This window comes from Pleionea sp. CnH1-48 (assembly GCF_024124665.1).
Lineage (GTDB): Bacteria > Pseudomonadota > Gammaproteobacteria > Enterobacterales > Kangiellaceae > JAMXSB01.
Window position 1 is genome coordinate 288,623 of sequence record NZ_JAMXSB010000001.1, and the last position, 19,496, is coordinate 308,118.

General features: G+C 42.6%; 15 protein-coding genes. 6 read left to right on the top strand and 9 right to left on the bottom strand.

Features of this window, described 5'->3' with window-relative positions:
* Positions 1-45: 45 nt before the first annotated feature.
* From NH399_RS01320 to NH399_RS01330, 3 genes are all read left to right on the top strand, one after another.
* Positions 46-822 (top strand): SAM-dependent methyltransferase, encoded by a 777-nt coding sequence (locus NH399_RS01320; RefSeq protein WP_253036604.1) that lies wholly within the window; start codon positions 46-48, stop codon positions 820-822.
* A gap of 93 nt (positions 823-915) precedes the next feature.
* Entirely contained in the window at positions 916-1,131 is a 216-nt protein-coding gene (locus NH399_RS01325) for a hypothetical protein (RefSeq protein WP_253036605.1), read from the top strand.
* A gap of 120 nt (positions 1,132-1,251) precedes the next feature.
* Positions 1,252-3,213 carry a tetratricopeptide repeat-containing sensor histidine kinase gene (locus tag NH399_RS01330; RefSeq protein ID WP_253036606.1) on the top strand — a complete coding sequence of 654 codons (1,962 nt, stop codon included), beginning with the start codon at positions 1,252-1,254 and terminating at the stop codon, positions 3,211-3,213.
* 139 nt (positions 3,214-3,352) lie between these two features.
* Here the strand turns inward: NH399_RS01330 and NH399_RS01335 are convergent, their stop codons facing one another.
* The gene (locus NH399_RS01335) at positions 3,353-3,556 is read right to left on the bottom strand and encodes a hypothetical protein (protein ID WP_253036607.1); all 204 of its coding nucleotides are present in this window, start codon (positions 3,554-3,556) and stop codon (positions 3,353-3,355) included.
* Between the two features lie 250 nt (positions 3,557-3,806).
* On the opposite strand from NH399_RS01335, the gene NH399_RS01340 reads away from it, so the two are divergent.
* Positions 3,807-4,373 (top strand): DUF4287 domain-containing protein, encoded by a 567-nt coding sequence (locus tag NH399_RS01340; protein WP_253036608.1) that lies wholly within the window; start codon positions 3,807-3,809, stop codon positions 4,371-4,373.
* Between the two features lie 21 nt (positions 4,374-4,394).
* Here NH399_RS01340 and NH399_RS01345 read toward each other — a convergent pair whose 3' ends face one another.
* The gene (locus NH399_RS01345; RefSeq protein WP_253036609.1) at positions 4,395-4,811 is read right to left on the bottom strand and encodes a DUF3995 domain-containing protein; all 417 of its coding nucleotides are present in this window, start codon (positions 4,809-4,811) and stop codon (positions 4,395-4,397) included.
* A gap of 1,024 nt (positions 4,812-5,835) precedes the next feature.
* A complete protein-coding gene (locus NH399_RS01350; protein ID WP_253036610.1) occupies positions 5,836-9,825 on the bottom strand; it encodes an ATP-binding protein in 3,990 nt (1,329 codons plus the stop codon).
* A 664-nt stretch (positions 9,826-10,489) separates the two neighbouring features.
* Here NH399_RS01350 and NH399_RS01355 point away from each other — a divergent pair.
* Together NH399_RS01355 and NH399_RS01360 are read left to right on the top strand one after the other, a co-directional pair.
* Positions 10,490-12,877, top strand: coding sequence for a response regulator (locus NH399_RS01355; protein WP_253036611.1), 2,388 nt, complete (start codon positions 10,490-10,492; stop codon positions 12,875-12,877).
* A 3-nt stretch (positions 12,878-12,880) separates the two neighbouring features.
* Positions 12,881-14,014, top strand: coding sequence for a response regulator (locus NH399_RS01360; protein ID WP_253036612.1), 1,134 nt, complete (start codon positions 12,881-12,883; stop codon positions 14,012-14,014).
* A gap of 11 nt (positions 14,015-14,025) precedes the next feature.
* Here the strand turns inward: NH399_RS01360 and NH399_RS01365 are convergent, their stop codons facing one another.
* From NH399_RS01365 to cysS, 6 genes are all read right to left on the bottom strand, one after another.
* Positions 14,026-14,502, bottom strand: coding sequence for an energy transducer TonB (locus tag NH399_RS01365; RefSeq protein ID WP_253036613.1), 477 nt, complete (start codon positions 14,500-14,502; stop codon positions 14,026-14,028).
* A 3-nt stretch (positions 14,503-14,505) separates the two neighbouring features.
* Positions 14,506-14,811 (bottom strand): hypothetical protein, encoded by a 306-nt coding sequence (locus NH399_RS01370; protein ID WP_253036614.1) that lies wholly within the window; start codon positions 14,809-14,811, stop codon positions 14,506-14,508.
* A 187-nt stretch (positions 14,812-14,998) separates the two neighbouring features.
* Entirely contained in the window at positions 14,999-16,216 is a 1,218-nt protein-coding gene (fabB, locus tag NH399_RS01375; protein ID WP_253036615.1) for a beta-ketoacyl-ACP synthase I, read from the bottom strand.
* A 17-nt stretch (positions 16,217-16,233) separates the two neighbouring features.
* Complete coding sequence (gene fabA, locus NH399_RS01380; RefSeq protein WP_253036616.1) at positions 16,234-16,758, bottom strand: 3-hydroxyacyl-[acyl-carrier-protein] dehydratase FabA; 525 nt, start codon at positions 16,756-16,758, stop codon at positions 16,234-16,236.
* Between the two features lie 239 nt (positions 16,759-16,997).
* Entirely contained in the window at positions 16,998-17,672 is a 675-nt protein-coding gene (locus NH399_RS01385) for a TorF family putative porin (RefSeq protein WP_253036617.1), read from the bottom strand.
* A 366-nt stretch (positions 17,673-18,038) separates the two neighbouring features.
* Positions 18,039-19,427: a cysteine--tRNA ligase gene (gene cysS / locus NH399_RS01390; protein WP_253036618.1), complete on the bottom strand. Its 1,389-nt coding sequence runs from the start codon at positions 19,425-19,427 to the stop codon at positions 18,039-18,041.
* Positions 19,428-19,496: the final 69 nt, after the last annotated feature.

Below are 19,496 nucleotides of genomic sequence, written 5' to 3' on the forward strand. Positions count from 1 at the left end.
GGCAAACTGTCGCCAAAATAGCGTTAAATAACAAGGATATGAGATATGAGCAAAGGCCAGCTTACTATCGTTGGCACAGGGATTTTTGCTCCTGCCCACATTAGTCAGGAAGCCATACGACATATACAGAGTTCTGATGTTGTATTTGCCACCATTCCCGATCCTTTGAGCATGCACTATGTTCAAAAACTTAATACCAATGTGGTATCCATGGGTGATCTTTACGAGGCTGGCGAAGATCGCGTTGATACTTATGAAATGATGGTCACCCGAATCCTAAACGCTGTACGAGAAGGACAGCGAGTCTGCGCTATCTATTATGGCCATCCCGGCATTTTTGTTTACGCCGCGCATAAAGCCATTAAGCTGGCACGAGAAGAAGGTTTTGAAGCCAACTTACTCCCCGCTATTTCCGCAGAAGATTGCTTGTTTGCCGATCTCGGCATCGACCCTGCCAGCCACGGCTGCCAAGCTTATGAAGCTTCCCAATTTTTGTTTTATCAACACAGTATCAATTCCTATTCGAGCCTGATATTGTGGCAACTGGGTGTTGTAGGCGATACCAGTTTAAAATTGTTTCGACCAGCCGACAACGGCATGGCGATGTTGCAAGATAAGTTACTAACACTCTATCCAGCCGACCATAAGGTCACCGTTTATGAAGCAGCCACCTTGCCCATCATACCGCCGCGCATAGAAGAAGTTGCCCTATCGGAATTGAGCGAAACCAAGGTGCGAGAAATATCAACATTATTTGTTCCGGCGGTAAGCTTTCCGCCCATCGATCATGAGTTTTGCGAACGTTGGCAAGTACAGCCCTGAACAAGATTGAATCAAGTGTCTGTTTTCAGATTAGCCATGGATCTGGGAACAGTTAATGAACTACCCTAACAATAAAAATGGAGGGAAATCACCATGTCAAAGCAACTGACAGAAATGCTATCTGATTTAGGCGAAAATCTCGATCTGCAAGCAGCCTACAAAAAAGATCCTGAAGCAGTCATGGATAAATATGGTATCGAAGAGTCAGAGCGCGATCTTGTTCGACAAAAAAATTATGATGGTATTCGTTCGAAACTGGGGACCGATGTAAAAATGGCCACCAACGGCTTTACACGAATTTACAAGTAATCAATTACATACCCAAAGTATTTTAAGATGCAGCCATGATCGCTGCATCTTGAAAGGCGACGGGTATAGATAGACTCATCGAATGTGAGTCTATCTTTCAACAGGGACAGGTTAATTAGTATGAAGTTATTCTTCACACGCAGTATTTTGCTTTTCAGCATCTTGATTCTGAGCATGCTGTGCTCTCCTCTTTATTCACAAGAATCTTCCACCGGTGCAGAAAAGCAAACAAGTGCAGAATCCAGCCAACAATCACCAATAGAATTAAATAAACTGGCTTACGAAAAAATTAAAGCTGGCGAATACAATCTTGCTTTTCAACTCGCCGATACTGCCCGCGATTGGTCTATTCGACTCAACAATCAAGGAGAGCTGGCTCGTGCACTATCTAATATGGGTGCCAGCTTACGTTATGTAGGAGACTTTGAATCAGCACTTCGCTACCTGCGCCAATCACTAACGGTTACTCAACAAAATGGCGATGCCTGGGGCGAAGAAAGAGCACTGACCAACATCGGTAATCTTTATATCGAGCTAGGAAACAACGACGAAAGCAAACATAAAAAGAATAACAAACAGACCTATCAAGAAGCTAAAGACTATTATCTGGAAGCGCAAGATTACTATCAAAAAGCACTTGACGTTAATGCGCCAGAAAACACACAGACAACGCGAACACAACTGATTATCAATCTAGCTTTAGCCCATGCGTTACTAAAGGAACATGACAAGGCACAACTCTTGTTTGACGAAGTCAACAACTACGTGAGCCATATCGAAGACGAATTCACCCTGATTTTTTTCTATCGTATTCAGGGCAAAGCAGCGATGCAACGTAAAGACTATGAATCAGCACTAGAACACTACCGCCAAGCTCACAGTATTGCACAACAAACAAAGTATTCGGGACAACTCATGGCCAGTCAACTTGATCTGGCACAAGTTTACTTTGACGAAGGCAAATTTGCTCTAGCCGAAGAGTTTGCCCTGCTTGCTGTGAACAATGCGCGACAGCAAGGATATCGTCAAAAAGAACTCAATGCTCATAAGCTTCTGGTCACCTATTATAAGTACGCACAAGACTATGCTAAAGCTTTATTCCATCTCGAAAGCGCCACGATATTGACAGAAATTCTGCACAATAAAAAAGCCGCTCAATTTGCCGAGATTGTTCGAATAGATCGGCAAGTTAACGAAAATGAAAAAGCCCTGCAAAGAATGAATGAAGCCCAAAAGTACGCTCGATTAAAATATGAAAAGTCTCGCTCTCAGCTTATATTAACCATGATCGTTGTCATTTTGGTTGCCCTTCTGGTAACTATCATGTTTGTCTGGCGAGCACGGGTAAAAGAGCTCAAACAAGAGCTTACTTTTACTGACAAATCAGAACAACTGAACACCTTTAAAAAACAGATTCAAGATAAAACGGCGCGTGAGTTCCAACGCCCTTTGCAACAAATTACCCATTACATAAACGATATGCTAAAAGATCCTTTAGCATTGCCAAACAACGCCAAACAATCTGCTTATAAAGTACAGTTGAATGCCCAGAAGCTTAATCGACTGGTTTTAGATATTCTAACTTTGTCGCAAATCCGTATTGGCAGTTTAAAACTTCATTTAGAACCCACCCAGATCCAGCCATTAGTCGACGAAGTCTTTCACGACCTCAAAAACAATTTGAGTTCGGAGAAAGTCGAGCTCAAACATGAACTGACGTCGAATACTTCCATGGTTCATGCAGATCCAGAACGTATTAGCCAAGTACTCTATCGTTTGGTGAGCAACGCGATCAAGTTTACTCACTACGGGCACATCTGCATAAGAGCCAGCGAGCTTGAAGATTACTTACGTATCAGCATTGTCGACACTGGCGAAGGCATCGACGCTCGCCTGCTGGAACAAATTAATGACTACCTCAACCATCCCGGTAACCTGTTTGAAATAAAAGTCGCGGGCATTGGTATTGGCTTGCAGCTTTCAAAAAATATTGTTGAGCTGCACGGTGGCTACATAGAAGTAGAGTCTCGATTAGAAATGGGTACGCAAGTAACCATTGCAATACCCTTAGCAAAGAACTAGGAATGTTGCTTTCTTATTAATTTTGCTAAATAACCACGATAAAAAAAAATTAACAGATGCAGCCACCTAAGTTGTCGAGAACATTAGCAACCATCTCTCGATAATGTCATCCCTACAGGTGGCTCAGCTTCCAACTATGTTATCTTAGCCTACTTAGCTTATCGGGTAGATGCGAATGATTAACAGATGACTCAGCGCAATCTGGGCACACTTTTATTTGCCTAACAAGTTCAACTCCCTGTCCGCCAGGATCATCACTTTGACGATGACGACCGTCGCGATCAACAAAGGCATTGACTTTAATACGAGCTGGATAGTGTTTGATTCGACTTTTTACAGTCACAAGATTTAAGGGTGTATGGGCGGGGGTACAACAAAAACAAACATCACATAGATACATTCATAACGGCCGATAGATAAGGAACCTCTCAAGGGGCCGATGTTTGAGAGCATTGGTTAAAATCGCGGCTAGGATAGAAAAACCGAAACACTCTGTCAACCACAAAAAGCCAAATGAACGATAAAAGCGCTCTAGCATCTACAGCTATTTTCATCTAGTCTTTGTTCATACCATTGCCAATAAGGAACCGACAATGCCTTCATCTCCCGAAGAAATGGCAGCCAGTATGATTGCCAATATGCCAGAAAAAACTGGAAAGTCTTTACCTCAATGGCTTGAGTTAACGCTAAAACAATCCTTCGAAAAACATGGCGAGTTAGTTAAGTGGCTGAAAACCGAACATGGTGTGACTCATGGATTTGCCAATTTAATTGCTCATGAAACACGCGCTCAACGAGAAGGAAAAACCGATAGCGAAAGCGATCTGGTTGATGCGCAATATGCGGGTGCCAAAAGCGATCTGAAGCCTATTTATGATAAATTACAAAAAGCGCTAACAAAACTGGGAAAAGATGTAGAAGTCGCTCCCAAAAAATCCTATGTCAGCTTTCGCCGCAACAAGCAATTTGCTTTGGTAAAAGCCTCAACAAAGACACGCGTTGATGTGGGCATTAACCTGAAAGAACACGAGACCACTGAACGCTTAGTGCTCTCTGGAAGCTTTAATCAAATGGTTAGCCACAAGGTGAGCCTCACCAGTCCGAAAGAAGTCGATAAAGAACTGATTAGCTGGTTAAAAGAAGCTTACGAAGAGAGTTAATGACAAGCCTGACTTTGCGTTTTAAAAAGACGCAAAGCTAAAGGCTACACCCAGTGCCAAACAAAGTGGTGAATAAAGTAGTGAATCGAAGCGGGCAAACTTACCGCTTTTTTCGTGTTTAAAAAAACCTACAACATGAAAGTCGCCAATCGCTCGCAACATAAAAGCGGCGGCAGCAAAAAGCCCCATATACTGTAAGACATCGCCAAATCGACTACGAACAATATTGTCAAAGGTCAGGCCAAAAAATAACACTGCGAGCCCTAATATCAATATGCCGACAACGGCGGTAATTAACGCAGTTGGCTGAAAAATAGGTTCTCCATCAACAGTGGGGATTGCCGCTTCCAGACCCAATCGTCCACCAGCAGCCCAATAAAAATGCCATGAAGAAATGACGAACAATAAAAATATAATCAGTATATACAACAACTGCATACTACAACCTGAATAATAGGTGGTGGACAAAGACCATCAGCCACCAATGAAGACAGCGGTATATTAAATCAGCAGTGCAACAAAACAAGTTGAATATCACCAAAGTGGGGCAAATTTTGCATTATTTACGATCATATTCAAAGGAACGAGATACCTCAGAATAATCAACCCGAACCATTTGCAGCACATATTAAACACCAGAATAACGCCCGAGATACCCTATTTACGCCAGTGCTCGTTGATGCCCCTCTCGAGGTTACAAATATCAAAGATTCAGCACCATTCGCCAAGCCAGAACGGGTATCTACAGGCACCAACAAAACCACGGCACCCAACAACATAATCGCTCATAAATATGACGCTTTATCTAACGACTTCTTGTAAAGGCTTTGGCAAATAGATGGAAGATAGCGACAAAGTTCGTGTTCTCTATGACAAAAACAACGCTTAAAAATACAACATGCTCTAGGGATTTAAGCATAAAAAATCAGCGAAGAAGCCTTGGCACAGAACTCTCCGCTGATGTATAAAAAGGCCTAAGATCTGTTGGCACAAATCACTCCATGGCCTTAAAAGTCGCGTTTTAAAACCAACGCTTCAGAGTTCACACTGCTACGAATCAATTCGTAAAACGGCAATCACTCTGTTGCGAAAGCCTGTTCATAGTAATAAAACCCTCTGAAAATCTCTTTCAAATATCCGCCTAAATCTATAAAAAAACGGACAAATTTTCTGATTCACTAGAATTCCCAGAATAAAACTAACAATAATCTTACAAATTCAACAAATATGCTCAATAAACAACCAAAGCTATCCAAGTAGCCTCATGACCAGCCAAAAATTCCGTGATGTGTTTTTGTTATCCATAAATGAAGTAGACAGACAAATTGACAGATTTGTGACTGCTATCACGATAATATTTTGGTAATAAACGATGACCTAAGCAGAATGTTGTAACAGAAAAAAGACAAGCCACGCAAAAGCGAGGCTTATTCAGGATTTGGACTTTTGTGGCAAAGAACCACTAGCTTTCGCTATGATGAGGCACTTTGTGCTTTTGGTGATACTGACGCGGTGTTAAACCATAATGCGCTTTGAAACAGGAGCTAAAATAGCTAGCGGACGAAAAGCCCACATCAAAAGCCACCTGTGAAATCTGTGCCCCCTCTTGCAGCAATGCAGCAGCTTTGCGAATACGAAACAGACGCACGTACTCTGGAATGCTCTGGTTTAACAGTGCTTTGATCTTGCGCTGCAGTTGGCTTTCACTCACATTCATCAAATGACTTAAGAGGCCAGCATTCAATTCGGAATTGCTAAACTCCTGTTCCACGACTTGCTGCAACTGCTCAATAAAATGCTTGTCGCGAGAACGCAGTCCCACATAACTTGGCTCAGATGAATCTCCCACCTCTGTCTGCCAACGTTGACTGAGCAGTTTGCGAATACTTAACAGATTACGACATCGAAGCAACAGTTCCTGATGATCAAAAGGCTTCTCGATAAACTCATCGATTTCGGTACGCCATGCATCCATACGGCTCTCTTGATCCCCTTTCGCTGTCAACAAAACAATGGGAATATGAGAGGTTCTAATGTCTTGTCGTAGGATCTGCGCAACTTCTAGCCCTGATTTGTTAGGCATCATCAGGTCAGTAATGATTAAGTCGGGTGTACTCTCAATTGCTTTCTGAACACCTTCTTGACCATCGACAGCCATTTCACAGTGGAATTTTGACCGCAAAATATTATGCAGATAAGACCGCATTTCATGATGATCTTCAATCACTAGTACCTTTGGTAAGTCAGCAGCTTTATCTTCATTATCGGTATCAGCAGAAGCTTCAATTGAATGCGTCTGCAAAGCATCCATTTCGATTCGAAGGCTATTGCCTGACTCAGTCCAATGTTCAAGCACTCCTGATCCAGGTTGAGACTGACAGGCAAAGGAAACTTCAAAACGACTACCGACTTCTGGCTCACTGGTCAGCTGAATAGTACCATCACAAGCTTGGACCAACTCCTTGACTAAGGCCAGGCCAATGCCAGTACCAGACACACCACTGGCAGTCTGTTCTAGTCGCGTAAAACGTTCAAAGATTCGTTGTTGGTCATCAAGCTCAATGCCGCAACCCGTATCTTCAACAACCAAGTTCACTCTATTATTGTGTTGCTTTAATGAGACACGAATAACTCCGCCCGACTTGGTAAATTTCACCGCATTAGAAAGCAAATTAACCAGTATTTTTTCTGCGGAATCCTGCGGAATTAAGATATATAACTCATCATCAACATCAATCTCCAAGTTGAGCTCATGGTCTGCAAACAATGAATTCATATTAACCAGGGTTTTATGAACCAGATGACTCATATCGATCACGCTGGCTTCCATCTTAACCGCCGCATCCAAGCGCGAAACATCCAACAATTGCTCAACCATTCGCAACATGCGTTTAGCGTTATTAACCACTGGGCTCAAAATCTCTCCCAACTCTTTGCGTTGTGCAGTCAGTTGGCTAAGAGGACCAATAATAAGCGTTAACGGCGTTCGAAATTCGTGAGAAATATTAGCGAACATTACATTTTTTCGTTCAAGTAATGCTTCTATCGTTTGCTTTTGTTGCTCAATCTCCTGCGTTCGCTCTGATACCAGGTGCTTTAAGGTCGCTGTATGTTCATTCACTTTGCGCAACCGATAGCGCATCCAGCCATAAATGCCCAGCAGCAATAACAAGGCATAAGTGAGATAAGCCCACCAAGTTCGCCAAAGCGGAGGGTAAACCGTAATCTTGAGTTGTCGCTCAGGCCCCGACCAATTATTTTTATCGAGTGTTGCTTGTACGCGAAACAGATATTCCCCTTCTATAAGTCCTGTAAAAATAGCAAAGGTTTCTTGGTGAGTCGTTTCAATCCACTCGTCAAAAAAGCCATCTAAAGTGTATCGATAATATAAACTCTCTGGATGGTTAAGGTACATACCCGAAAAATCAACTTGCAACTTACTCCGTTGATATGGGAGCGTAATCGATTGAGTGTAGGTTATTTGCGCGTCCGCCGAAGCTTGCTCACTCTTCAACAGATCCACATGACGTCCATTGATATCAAAGTCGACCAGATTCACTTCAATCGGTGGCCACGGCTTGGGCACAACATCCGCATCAATACGTACCAAACGATCATCATAAGGCACCATCATCGTATTGCTCGCATCAAGCCAACGAAAGTTATAACTGTTATTTTTGAATACATCGTATTCGCTTAAATAATAATGCAACAAGCGTTGATCTTTCTTGTAATAACGGCTCATATCGCCATCACTAACCAACCATACATCATCACCAGAATCGTATAAAACATCCGCTTTACGCTCCGTACGAAAACTCGATAAAACGGATAAATCATCGGTATTCAACTGATAAAATTCATGCTGTCGATGCAACCACAAAGTACCACCGTCACCAGCGCCAACAATATCACACGTTCTCGACTGCTCTGGTAACGCATGAACTGTCACAGGCTCAAAGTGACCTTGTTGACTCAATTGATGTAACTGCCCCCGAAACGAACACATCCAAATCCCTTCACCAGCCTGCGCAACAGAAAATAACGTCGTATCGTCTGGGATGGTTTGGGTTAACTCGGTAACGGTATGAGTTTGCAAATCGACTTCTATTAACACTCTACTGGAGTACAACCAAAGTTTGTCCTTGCCATCACGGTTCACAAAAAACATAAAGTTTTTGATCAAGGGATAACGCAGGCGTTTTGACAGATCGGCAACTAAAGTCACGGCATGACTCTGAGGATCATAATGATACAAAGAGCGTCCAGCGCCATAATAAGTAAAGTAAGAGCCCTGAGTGGGATGAGAGATAACCGTTTCTATTACATCTCCCAACGACTGATGTTCAACCAGTTGGTGGTTGTTATCAAATCGATAACGTCCTTGAGGAGTAAAAATAATCGGTTGCTGCTCAAAATTGATATCCAAAACCTGACGCAGCTCAGTTTTATCTTTTAGCGAAAAAACTTCCACTCCTTTCATGGCGTGGTTAACGACCGAAATACCGCTGTGTGTTGCTAACCAGATATCTCCATCTCGAGTTTTTAATATGTCAGAAACATTAGAACTTTGTAGCTTCAGCTTATCGCTCTTATCAATGCCAAAATAGCGAGACTCTAATGTTTCGGGATCAAGCAAACATAATGAGCCATTGTAGTTCCCCACCCATAACAATGAGTTATCGGCCATCAGTGCCGTGGTGGCACTATTGCAGTCATACTTATCTTGCGGAGTTCCTTTTTTACGCACCCGTTGAAAACGTAGGGTGTTCAGATCCATAAAACCTAAGCCAGTATCATTAGCCAACCACAACTTATGCCCGTCCAAGTGCAAAGCATAAATGGCATTATCCATGACCGAATGAGGATCATTCTCGTCATGAACGAATCGTTGCATCGATTGATCAACAGGATTGAAGTGAACCAGTCCCTGACCAGTACCCATCCATAAAGTACCATCGGGAGCCTCCACCATTTTGGTAAAGAAATTGGCGTAAAAAGCCGCCTCTGAATGTTCATCTTTATCCAGTATTTGCAAAAAGGTCTCTGTTTGCTTATCAAAACGATGCAACCCTTTGCGCGTTCCGAGCCATAACTGACCAGAGCGATCAACCAGTAGTCCGCGCACAGTGTTCGTTTGAAAGCTCGGTGTTACATCGGCAGAGTACTGCTTAAAATGACCACTGCGAGGAGAATAACGAAAAACACCATCATTTTGTGTAGCGAACCAGAGATCTCCATTGGGCGTTTGAGCGATATCCCAAATAATGGCACTTTTCGATGCTTCAATCTGCTCAGAATAAATAGCCTGGAATGACCGCCCGTTATAGCGATAGATACCCGAATCAGTGCCGATCCAAATCATTCCCTTTTCGTCTTGATACAAAGCTCGAATAATATTGGAACCAAGACCATCTAATGTTGTGAAGTGCTTAAATACCAAAGTATCCATTGCCGGAAGTTGGGCCGAATGCGAAAAAGCCGAGCTGAGAAAACAGCTAAAAACCAGTATAAAAAATAAGAAGCGCTTCACGAATTGTTCATGACATTAAACTGAAAGGCCCATTATAGGCGAAAACAAACAAGGTTCCACTAGTGAGATATGATTTATTAGAAAAAATGAATATTTCAATCCATCGCAGTCTTAACATCGTCGATAAAAGCGTCAGCAAGCTGCCTTTTTAGTCGATCGGTCAAGGACTTCACTTAAAATCTCTTCCCTTTACAACACAAAATATAAGCCATAACGCAATACTCATATAAAGCATCAGAATCGATCTAACACAATAGAGATAGAGGTTGACTCTAATACCCATTTAATAGAAGCGATAACCACCACAGCATAGCAAAATCCCTCTGCTGTTCTACAATTTAATCACTAGCAGTGGCAGTCAACCACTTGAAACTTTTGAACTCAAATTCGCCTAAATGAGCAGTATCATGGAATCACATAGCAGGCCAACTTTTACCTCCCCACTGGTTTCTTTAAAGACTGGACTTACCAGAAAATGTGTTGATGGCCGCCCTTCTCTCTCATCCACATCACAACCAGAGATTATCGTATCTAAGATAGCCGGACTGTCTAACCCGGATGAAGCAAAAGAGACGGCCGATTCATGAACGATATAACCACCGATCTACAACAGGCATACGAAAAAGAAAAGCTTGCACGAGAAGAAGCAGAAGCGCTGCTAAAGAGTAAAAGTGACGAGCTCTATCGATCTAATGCTCAACTGCGTGAATTAGCAGAACAGTTAGAAGATACGGTCAAAGAAAGAACACGCGAGTTAACAGAAGCACGAGACGAAGCCATAGAAAACGCTCAATCCAAAAACAACTTTCTTGCCAACATGAGCCATGAGCTGCGCACTCCGATGAATGGCGTACTTGGGATGTTGCATCTGTTGAATAATAGCCAACTGAATGCGCAACAGCGCAAGTTTCTAAATACAGCGAAACAGTCTGGCGAATTACTGATGCTTCTCATAAACGATATTCTTGATTTTACCAAACTGGAAGCACAAAAAATCTCGCTCGAATCAATCCCTTTTAATCCTCTGGAATTAATTGAGATTACAACAGAGACCTTTGCCAACGATGCTTTTCGCAAAAGTGTCGAACTCGTCTGCCGCTCAAACCACAGCATGCCTAAACGACTGCTTGGCGATCCTACGCGAATACAACAAATACTCACCAACCTGATATCCAACGCCATCAAGTTTACCGAAAGCGGTGATGTCACCGTCAGCTGTGATTACCAAGATGAGACGTTTATTTTTTCGGTTAAAGACACGGGCATAGGAATGACCTCGAAACAGCAGGCCTGTATCTTTAACGAGTTTACCCAGGCGGATGAAACCACAACACGAAAGTACGGTGGCACCGGCTTAGGCCTAGCAATATGTAAGCGTCTTGCCGATGTTATGCAAGGCGACATCATTGTCGAAAGCCAAAAAGGCAAAGGGAGTTACTTTAAAGTCTGCTTACCACTGCACATCCATGAAAAAGCCTCAACACAGTATGATATTCCATCTCTACTGGCAGAGAAGCGCATTCTTGTTGCTGAAGACAATCAAGCTTGTTCTGATGTTATCAGCCAACTACTCGATGCCTGGGGAATTCACGGATACCACCGAGTCTATACGGCGACGGATCTGGTCAACGATATTATATGTACCGAAGCGCGTCATTGCCCATTTGATATTGTTATTCTCGATGTCGAAATGCTCAGTGACCGAAATTTAAATCTTCGCGAATATGTAGAAAGCCACGATGCTTCGGGCAAAACCAAATACATTTTGCTGACTCAACAGGTCCATCTTAAATCGCCAAACAACAAAGAGTACTGGATAAATAAGCCAATAAAACATTCTGAGCTTTATAACGCCTTACTGCACTTTACTAACAAAGCAGCGGCTTTATCAAAACGTCAGGCCAGTGTAAAACCAGCCAACTACTCATTCTCTAACAAACAGCTTTTGCTGGTCGAAGACAATATTGTCAATCAAGAAGTCGCACTGAATATGCTCCAACATGTAGGCTTTAATGTGACCGTTGTTAACAATGGTCTCGAGGCCTACCAAATCGTTCAACAAAAAAGCTTTGATATTATTCTGATGGATATTCAGATGCCCGTTATGGACGGAATAGAAGCCGCAAAAAAAATACGCGCTCTAGGTATTCATTTCGAAAAAACACCGATCTTTGCCATGACCGCCCATGCACTAACTGGCGACCGAGAAAAAAGCATCGACGCGGGCATGAATGAACATATCACTAAACCCATCAACCCCAGTACCCTGTTTGATAAAATTAGCCAATACATGCCCTCTGATGAGGTGAGCAATACTTTGGAGTCTAAAGATCCCTCCGCAAATAACACAGAGACACTGCCAGAAATTTGTGATGTCGATGTAGAAGATGCATTAGCCCGTGTACGAGGAAACTGGCCAGCGCTTAAAAAGATTTTGCTCTCCTTTGCAGAACAGCATCACGATGATGCAAACAAGTTACAAAACTTGATTGAGAACAAACAAATCGACAGTGCCATACATCTATCTCACACCCTAAAAGGCAGTAGCGCCAATGTTGGAGCTAACGCTATATCAAGACAAGCGAGAAAAATAGAAGCGAGTCTCAAATCCGACGATCACAAAGCCGCTCTACTGCAGTTAGCTCCGCTATCCAGCAGTATAGAAAAAACCATGAACTCAATCTTGTTGCTAAAAGATAAGAATGACTCTAACGAAGCGCTAGAAGAACTCGATCTCGCAAAAATACAAGAAGTCAAAAACCTGTTGTTGCTGCTTAAAGAAAGTATGTTTTCTGATCTTGGTAGAGCCCAGGACCTGCTCAAGATCGTATTGTCACTTTGTTATAAGAGTGAAGCACGAGTGCCAGCAGAAAGTATAGATGAAGCCCTGTGCCAGTTCGACTTCGATAAAACCAGCCAAAGAATTGACCAGCTTGTGGAGCAACTGGAAGATTTAGAAAGAGAACAATAACCTATGCCAGACACGCCCAAAGAAAAAATACTGATTGTCGATGACAGTTCTGAAGACTTACGCATTGCACTTGAGTTTTTGAAAGAAGACTACGCCGTAACCGCCGCAACTTCCGGTGAAATGGCCGTAAAAATGGCCACAGCAGATGAACCGCCAACGGTGATATTAATGGACGTTAACATGCCACAAATGAGTGGATATGAAGCTTGTGAGCAGATAAAAAAACATAATGATGACATCAGTATTATATTTGTTTCTGGCAATGAATCCACCGAAGAAATTTTGCAAGGATATTCTGCGGGAGGTATGGACTATGTGGTCAAGCCCTTCTCTCCTGCCGTACTTAGCCACAAAATTCAACATGCTTTAAAAATCCATAATGAACGCACCCACCTCCATGAAGCTAAAGATAAAGCTAACGAAATAGCCATGACCGCTTTATGCAGTTCTGGAGAATTAAGTGTTGTACTCAACTTTCTGCGCGAAAGTGTCGCCATTGATAACTTGCAAAGCTTGGCTCATGGACTGATAGATGCCACTAAAGAATATGGGTTAGAGAGCAGCATTCAGATCCGCTGTCATCAAAATGATATCAACTTAAGTGATAGTGGCGAAGTTTCTCCCGTCGAACTTGAGCTGCTCAATCGAATAAAAGAAACCTATGAACGTTTCTTTCAATTCGGTAAGCGCCTTTTTATCAACTATAAAGACATTACTCTATTGATCAAAAATATGCCAACAGATGATACTCGAGAAGGACGGCTAAAAGACTATCTAATGACGCTCATCGAGTGTGCCTCGCTTAAGAAGGAACGCCTGGAATCCATTAAAAGAAATACTGAAAACGTATCAAAAGAACTTATTGAACTGGTAAAAGACACCGAGCTCACATTGCAGTTTTTTCGTACCGCCAATAAAGAGCAAAAAGAAAAAAGCGTTGAAATCATGGATAACATGAAGCGCGAGTTTGAAGGAGTAATGTCGGAACTTCACCTTACAGAAAATCAGGAAAATAAAATACTAAACATCTATAACCAGGCAATCGACGATTTTCTATCAGTTTTTGAGGACAGCCTAAAAACTGACGCACAGCTTAAACGTATTTTGGTTAAGCTGGCTCAGTTAAAAAACAAATAACACCTTTAACTTTATAAGTCAGGTGATAAATTAAAGTTCAACACCAACTCCCAGTTTTTTACCCGCGCTGGTCGGCCATTCTCAATATAAACAGGGTAGCGCCAATGCTCAACAGCACCAATAGCCGAACAATCGAATACGCCTAATGGCTTCGATTCTATCACTTTAATATTGGTAGGTATTCCTTGAGTATCGATGTCAAAGGAGAGTCGAACCTGTCCTTCCAGACCAATATTCAATGCGTAGGGAGGATAAACGGTATCAACAATTTCTAATGGCCGAATATTGGCTCGCTGCCGAACCTGACGTGCAAAACTTAAGGTTTGTTTGCGAGACTCTGCATTTCGGTACAAGGTATCACACCCAGACTCAAACTCAGCTCTGGCCTTCACAATAGCAGAGTCGGCACGCACATCTGCGTTTTTACACCCATTCAGCAAAGCAACCAGACACCCGGTCAAAATAAAAACGTTAATTCCCTTCATCATTGGCTACTTTTTTATTTCTTCAATCACCGTACGTTCAATAGGCAATTGAACATAGCCACTTTCAACACTCCAGAAATAGTAATACCCAGTTGCATTACCTTTCTCGTCTTTTCCACTCGTAACCTTACCATCCTTAACCGTCCAGGACTTCACAACAGTGCCGCCGTCAATGTAAGAAACTTTAAGATCTTTTCCTAATAGATTATCGGCCTGACGCGACCATTTGTTGCGAGACTCTTCTGAACATGCCGACAACAGCAAACACACCGCCAACCCACTGATAAGCAATAACAATCGGTTAATTTTCATAAATCGAAACCTGATAGCCTTAAATTATAATGTGCATCATAACGCTGAGGGAGCAAACAAGGCCAGCTTTTCGCCGAATTATTTTTGTAAAACGAAGTCAACTTGCACTGCTATTCAGGACTTTTCGGCAGCCACAAAAAAAAGCCGATCAGGCTAACCTGATCGGCTTTTTTTAAAAGATACACCGTTAGTCTTTAAAACGCTCAAAGACCAAACAAGCGTTAGTGCCACCAAAACCAAAGCTATTGGACAAAATGCGATCCAGAGTAACGCCTTCTTCACAACTTTGAACAACAGGTAAATCTGCCGCACCTTCGTCAATTTCATTAATATTGGCTGAGCCAGCAATAAAGTTATGCTGCATCATAAGCAAACTGTAAATTGCCTCATGAACACCCGTTGCACCTAACGAGTGACCAGCCAAAGATTTTGTTGAACTGATTTTTGGCATATCGTTGCCAAACACTTCTTTCAAAGCTTTCAACTCAGCAACATCACCAACAGGCGTACTGGTACCGTGAGTGTTTACATAATCAATCCCGCCGGAAACGTTAGTCATGGCCTGTTGCATACAACGAACAGCACCTTCACCAGAAGGAGCCACCATGTCATAACCATCAGACGTGGCACCGTAGCCAACGACTTCGGCGTAGATCTTCGCACCACGAGCTTTCGCATGCTCTAATTCTTCTAAAACCAAAGTACCGCCACCAGAAGAAATAACAAAACCGTCGCGGGTTGCGTCATAAGGTCGAGAAGCAGTTTCTGGGGTATCGTTATACTTTGACGATAACGCGCCCATGGCATCAAACAGCAGAGCTAAGCGCCAATCTTCTTCTTCACCACCACCCGCAAACATAATATCTTGTTTGCCCATGGCAATCTGCTCATAGGCATTGCCAATACAGTGCGCGCTGGTCGCACAGGCTGAAGAAATGGTGTAATTAACCCCTTTGATTTTGAAAGGTGTTGCCAAGCAAGCAGACGTTGTACTTGCCATGGTTTTTGGAACGGCATAAGCCCCCACACGCTTCACACCACGTGCTCGAGCAATCTCAACGGCTTCTACCTGAGTCCCCTGTGAACCACCACCTGAGCCCATGATTAAGCCAGTGCGTACATTAGAAACCAACTCATCACTTAAACCGGCATCGTCAATCGCCTGCTTCATCGAGATATACGCATAGCCCGCCGCCTGCGCCATAAAACGAAAAACCTTACGATCAATATGCTCTTTAAGCTCAATATCAGGTCTGCCAGCCACTTGACTGCGCAAGCCATTTTCTTTGTATTCTTCTTTAAACTTGATACCTGACTTTCCAGTCTTTAGTGATTCAAGTACAGCTTCAACATCATTTCCTAGGCAAGAAACGATGCCCATGCCTGTCACTACAACTCGTTTCATAATGGTTCCCATTCGAACTAAAAGTCTTCAGTCGACTCAAACAACCCGACTCGTAAATCTTTTGCGGTGTATATTTCGCGCCCATCGACACTCATGGTGCCGTCAGCAATCACCAGCTTTAATTTTCGCTGAATTACCCGCTTAATATCAATGCGATATGTCACTTTCTTGGCATCTGGCAACACTTGACCAAAAAACTTGATCTCTCCAGAGCCTAATGCACGACCACGTCCTGGCGCGCCAATCCATGATAGGAAAAAGCCAGTTAGCTGCCACATAGCGTCCAAACCTAAACAACCAGGCATCACCGGGTCAGTTTGAAAGTGACAACCAAAAAACCATAAATCAGGTCGAATATCTAATTCCGCTTCGATAAACCCTTTACCCTCGACTCCCCCTTCGTTGGAAATCGTCGTGATGCGGTCCATCATGAGCATATCAGGAAGTGGCAAACGTGCAATGGTGTTTCCGGTTGGTCCAACCAATTCACCTTGTCCACAGGCAATGAGATCTTCTCGCGAATACTGACTTGTTTGTAACATGGAATACCCTGTATGTTTTTTGAGCCTGGCGATGGTTGCCTTAACAGAATCACGGTAACAATAAGCACGTTGATTCCAAATCAAGGACTGTCCAATAAGCCAGTGTGAGCGCGTATTATGCCTATGAGAAAAGCAAAAACTGGTATGACCTTGTTTTACGCTCAATAATGATCAGCAGAGCATAAAAAATGCAGATCCGATGATCTGCATTCTATGAGAGAATTATGACACGATTAAGTCTAGAAAGAGTAACCCACCGAAAGCACTGCTCGGTCTTCACCATTCTTGCCAAACATTGTCTCTGCATTGGAGCTATTTTTATGAATGGTAAATGAGCCTGAGAAATTATCCCAACTCTTCGATATGCCCGTAGAAAAGTATTGATACGAGTCACCGGATACATCATCAAGATCGAAATGACCAAGCCCAAAACTTACTGCCACATCATCAGCCAGCTCAATACTATAACCTAGCTCTAAACGAACCCCGGCTTCATCAGAAGCAAACTCATCATTCGAATAACCTAAGGCAACTGAAAATCCTTGCTTTGTTTCCAGAGATAACAATAACTCAGCATAGTCATAATCAGCACCACTAACTAAATCCGGATAAATATACTGAAGCAAAGTTGCAGAGTAACTGAATGAATCTGTTTCGCCACTGTAGCCAATATAGATGTCGACTTCTGCATCCGCACTGCTGCCATCCTTAAAATCAACAGTAGAAGCCCAGGTTCCTATACTAAATCCAGAGTCATGAGCATACTCAATGCCCCCTTGCAACGCGGGCGTTCCTGAGGTTTGCGACACACCGGCAAATAGATAATCACTGACAAAAGTCAGATTAGCAGATACTTCTGCAGACGAAGGCATGGACAACATACCGGCAAACATTGCTAGACCCAAATAACGCATAAGAACTCCTCATTCATTTTATTGTTGTAAAGTAAAACAGCAACATCAACAACCTTGTCGCAAAGCTTGTGCCAACTTTAGATAAAACAATAATAGCGAGAATACACCAGGTTTCAATCACACATTGAGAGGCTTCTTTATAAGAGATATGCACTGTCATAGCGCAACATAAATTTTTTTTATAAACAATGCACTGCAATAGGGCCTATTGCCCAATAGAAAAACAAAGAGTGTTAACAAAGAGCAAAAGTAAGATTTAATATTGGATATAAGCGATAAAATGAACAGAAAAGATAAATAATGTTTTGAAAATAAAACGGGACTTAAAGCAAAGTCCCGTTTATTTTAATGCGGCAGAACAACCTTTTAAAGCTTACGCCAAGTGGTACCTCCGGCACCATCTTCTAACGCAATCCCCATCGCTGTTAGCTGATCACGAACTTCATCGGCACGCGCCCAGTTTTTATCCGCTCGAGCTTGATTACGATCTGCAATCAGTTGCTCAATCGCTTCGGCATCAAAGGCATCTTCTCCGCTGGCAGATTGCAAAAACTCCGCAGGAGACTGTTGAAGCAATCCGAGTACTGCACCCAAATGTTTTAAGGTATAAGCGTAATTGACCAACTCTGCTGCATTATCTTTTTTCAACAAGTTAATCTCTTTGGCCAATTCAAACAACACTGCAATCGCTTCTGAAGTATTAAAATCATCATCCATTACGTTTTTAAAATTATCAACGTAAGAACCAACAAGTTGTGCGTCAGCTGGAATATCAACGTCTCTTAGTGCCGTGTACAAACGCTCTAAAGATGCATCTGCAGCAGCAAGATTATCGGTTGAATAATTCAGTTGGCTGCGATAATGACTGGATACCATAAAGAATCGAACAGACTCAGCGCGGTACTGCTTGAGTACTTCGCGAATAGTAAAGAAGTTGCCTAAAGACTTAGACATTTTTTCTTTATCAACTTGAACCATGCCCGTATGAATCCAGAAGTTCGCAAAGGTGCAGCCATTGCCAGCTTCTGACTGAGCAATTTCATTTTCGTGGTGCGGGAACTGCAAATCAGAACCACCGCCATGAATATCAAAATGTTCTCCCAAGCACTTTTTGCTCATCGCAGAACATTCGATGTGCCAGCCAGGACGTCCATCCCCCCAAGGAGATGCCCATGAAGGCTCACCAGGTTTGGCTTTTTTCCATAACACGAAATCTAATGGATCTCGTTTATCATTCACCACCTCAACTCGGCTACCAGAATTAAGATCTTCAATGCTCTGTTTGCTCAGTTTTCCATAGTCTTCGAATTGAGAAACCGCATAATAAACATCGCCGCTTTCTTCACCCACATAGGCAAAATCTTTAGCAATCAAGGTCTCAATAAACTCAATGATTTCACTCATTGACTGAACCGCCGTCGGTTCAATATCGGGTCGCCCAATGCCCAAAGCATCAAAATCTTTGTACATTTCTTCAACAAAGCGTTGTGTCAGATCAGAAAACTCTTCGCCATTTTCGTTCGCTCGATTAATGATCTTATCGTCGATATCTGTGATATTACGCACGTAGTTAACAGAATAATCACGAAAACGGAAATAACGCTGCATCACGTCGAAGGCAACATAAGTACGACCATGGCCCACATGACAGAGATCGTAAACAGTCACACCACACACATACATGCCGACTTTACCTTCAACCAGCGGTTTAAACGCTTCTTTTTGGCGGGTTAAGTTATTGTAAATTTTCAGCATGTTCGGTTTCCTTCACCATTGGGTCAATTGAAATAAAAACAGCCCGCATTATACTGCTTCCAACTCTTT

What these genes read in the sequence shown, in the direction of transcription:
- NH399_RS01325 (WP_253036605.1), top strand. Translation starts at nt 916, where the DNA reads ATGTCAAAGCAACTGACAGAAATGCTATCTGATTTAGGCGAAAATCTC.
- NH399_RS01365 (WP_253036613.1), bottom strand. Translation starts at nt 14,502, where the DNA reads ATGATGAAGGGAATTAACGTTTTTATTTTGACCGGGTGTCTGGTTGCT.
- NH399_RS01340 (WP_253036608.1), top strand. Translation starts at nt 3,807, where the DNA reads ATGCCTTCATCTCCCGAAGAAATGGCAGCCAGTATGATTGCCAATATG.
- fabB (WP_253036615.1), bottom strand. Translation starts at nt 16,216, where the DNA reads ATGAAACGAGTTGTAGTGACAGGCATGGGCATCGTTTCTTGCCTAGGA.
- NH399_RS01360 (WP_253036612.1), top strand. Translation starts at nt 12,881, where the DNA reads ATGCCAGACACGCCCAAAGAAAAAATACTGATTGTCGATGACAGTTCT.
- NH399_RS01320 (WP_253036604.1), top strand. Translation starts at nt 46, where the DNA reads ATGAGCAAAGGCCAGCTTACTATCGTTGGCACAGGGATTTTTGCTCCT.
- NH399_RS01385 (WP_253036617.1), bottom strand. Translation starts at nt 17,672, where the DNA reads ATGCGTTATTTGGGTCTAGCAATGTTTGCCGGTATGTTGTCCATGCCT.
- NH399_RS01330 (WP_253036606.1), top strand. Translation starts at nt 1,252, where the DNA reads ATGAAGTTATTCTTCACACGCAGTATTTTGCTTTTCAGCATCTTGATT.
- NH399_RS01345 (WP_253036609.1), bottom strand. Translation starts at nt 4,811, where the DNA reads ATGCAGTTGTTGTATATACTGATTATATTTTTATTGTTCGTCATTTCT.
- NH399_RS01370 (WP_253036614.1), bottom strand. Translation starts at nt 14,811, where the DNA reads ATGAAAATTAACCGATTGTTATTGCTTATCAGTGGGTTGGCGGTGTGT.
- fabA (WP_253036616.1), bottom strand. Translation starts at nt 16,758, where the DNA reads ATGTTACAAACAAGTCAGTATTCGCGAGAAGATCTCATTGCCTGTGGA.
- cysS (WP_253036618.1), bottom strand. Translation starts at nt 19,427, where the DNA reads ATGCTGAAAATTTACAATAACTTAACCCGCCAAAAAGAAGCGTTTAAA.
- NH399_RS01355 (WP_253036611.1), top strand. Translation starts at nt 10,490, where the DNA reads ATGAACGATATAACCACCGATCTACAACAGGCATACGAAAAAGAAAAG.
- NH399_RS01350 (WP_253036610.1), bottom strand. Translation starts at nt 9,825, where the DNA reads ATGGATACTTTGGTATTTAAGCACTTCACAACATTAGATGGTCTTGGT.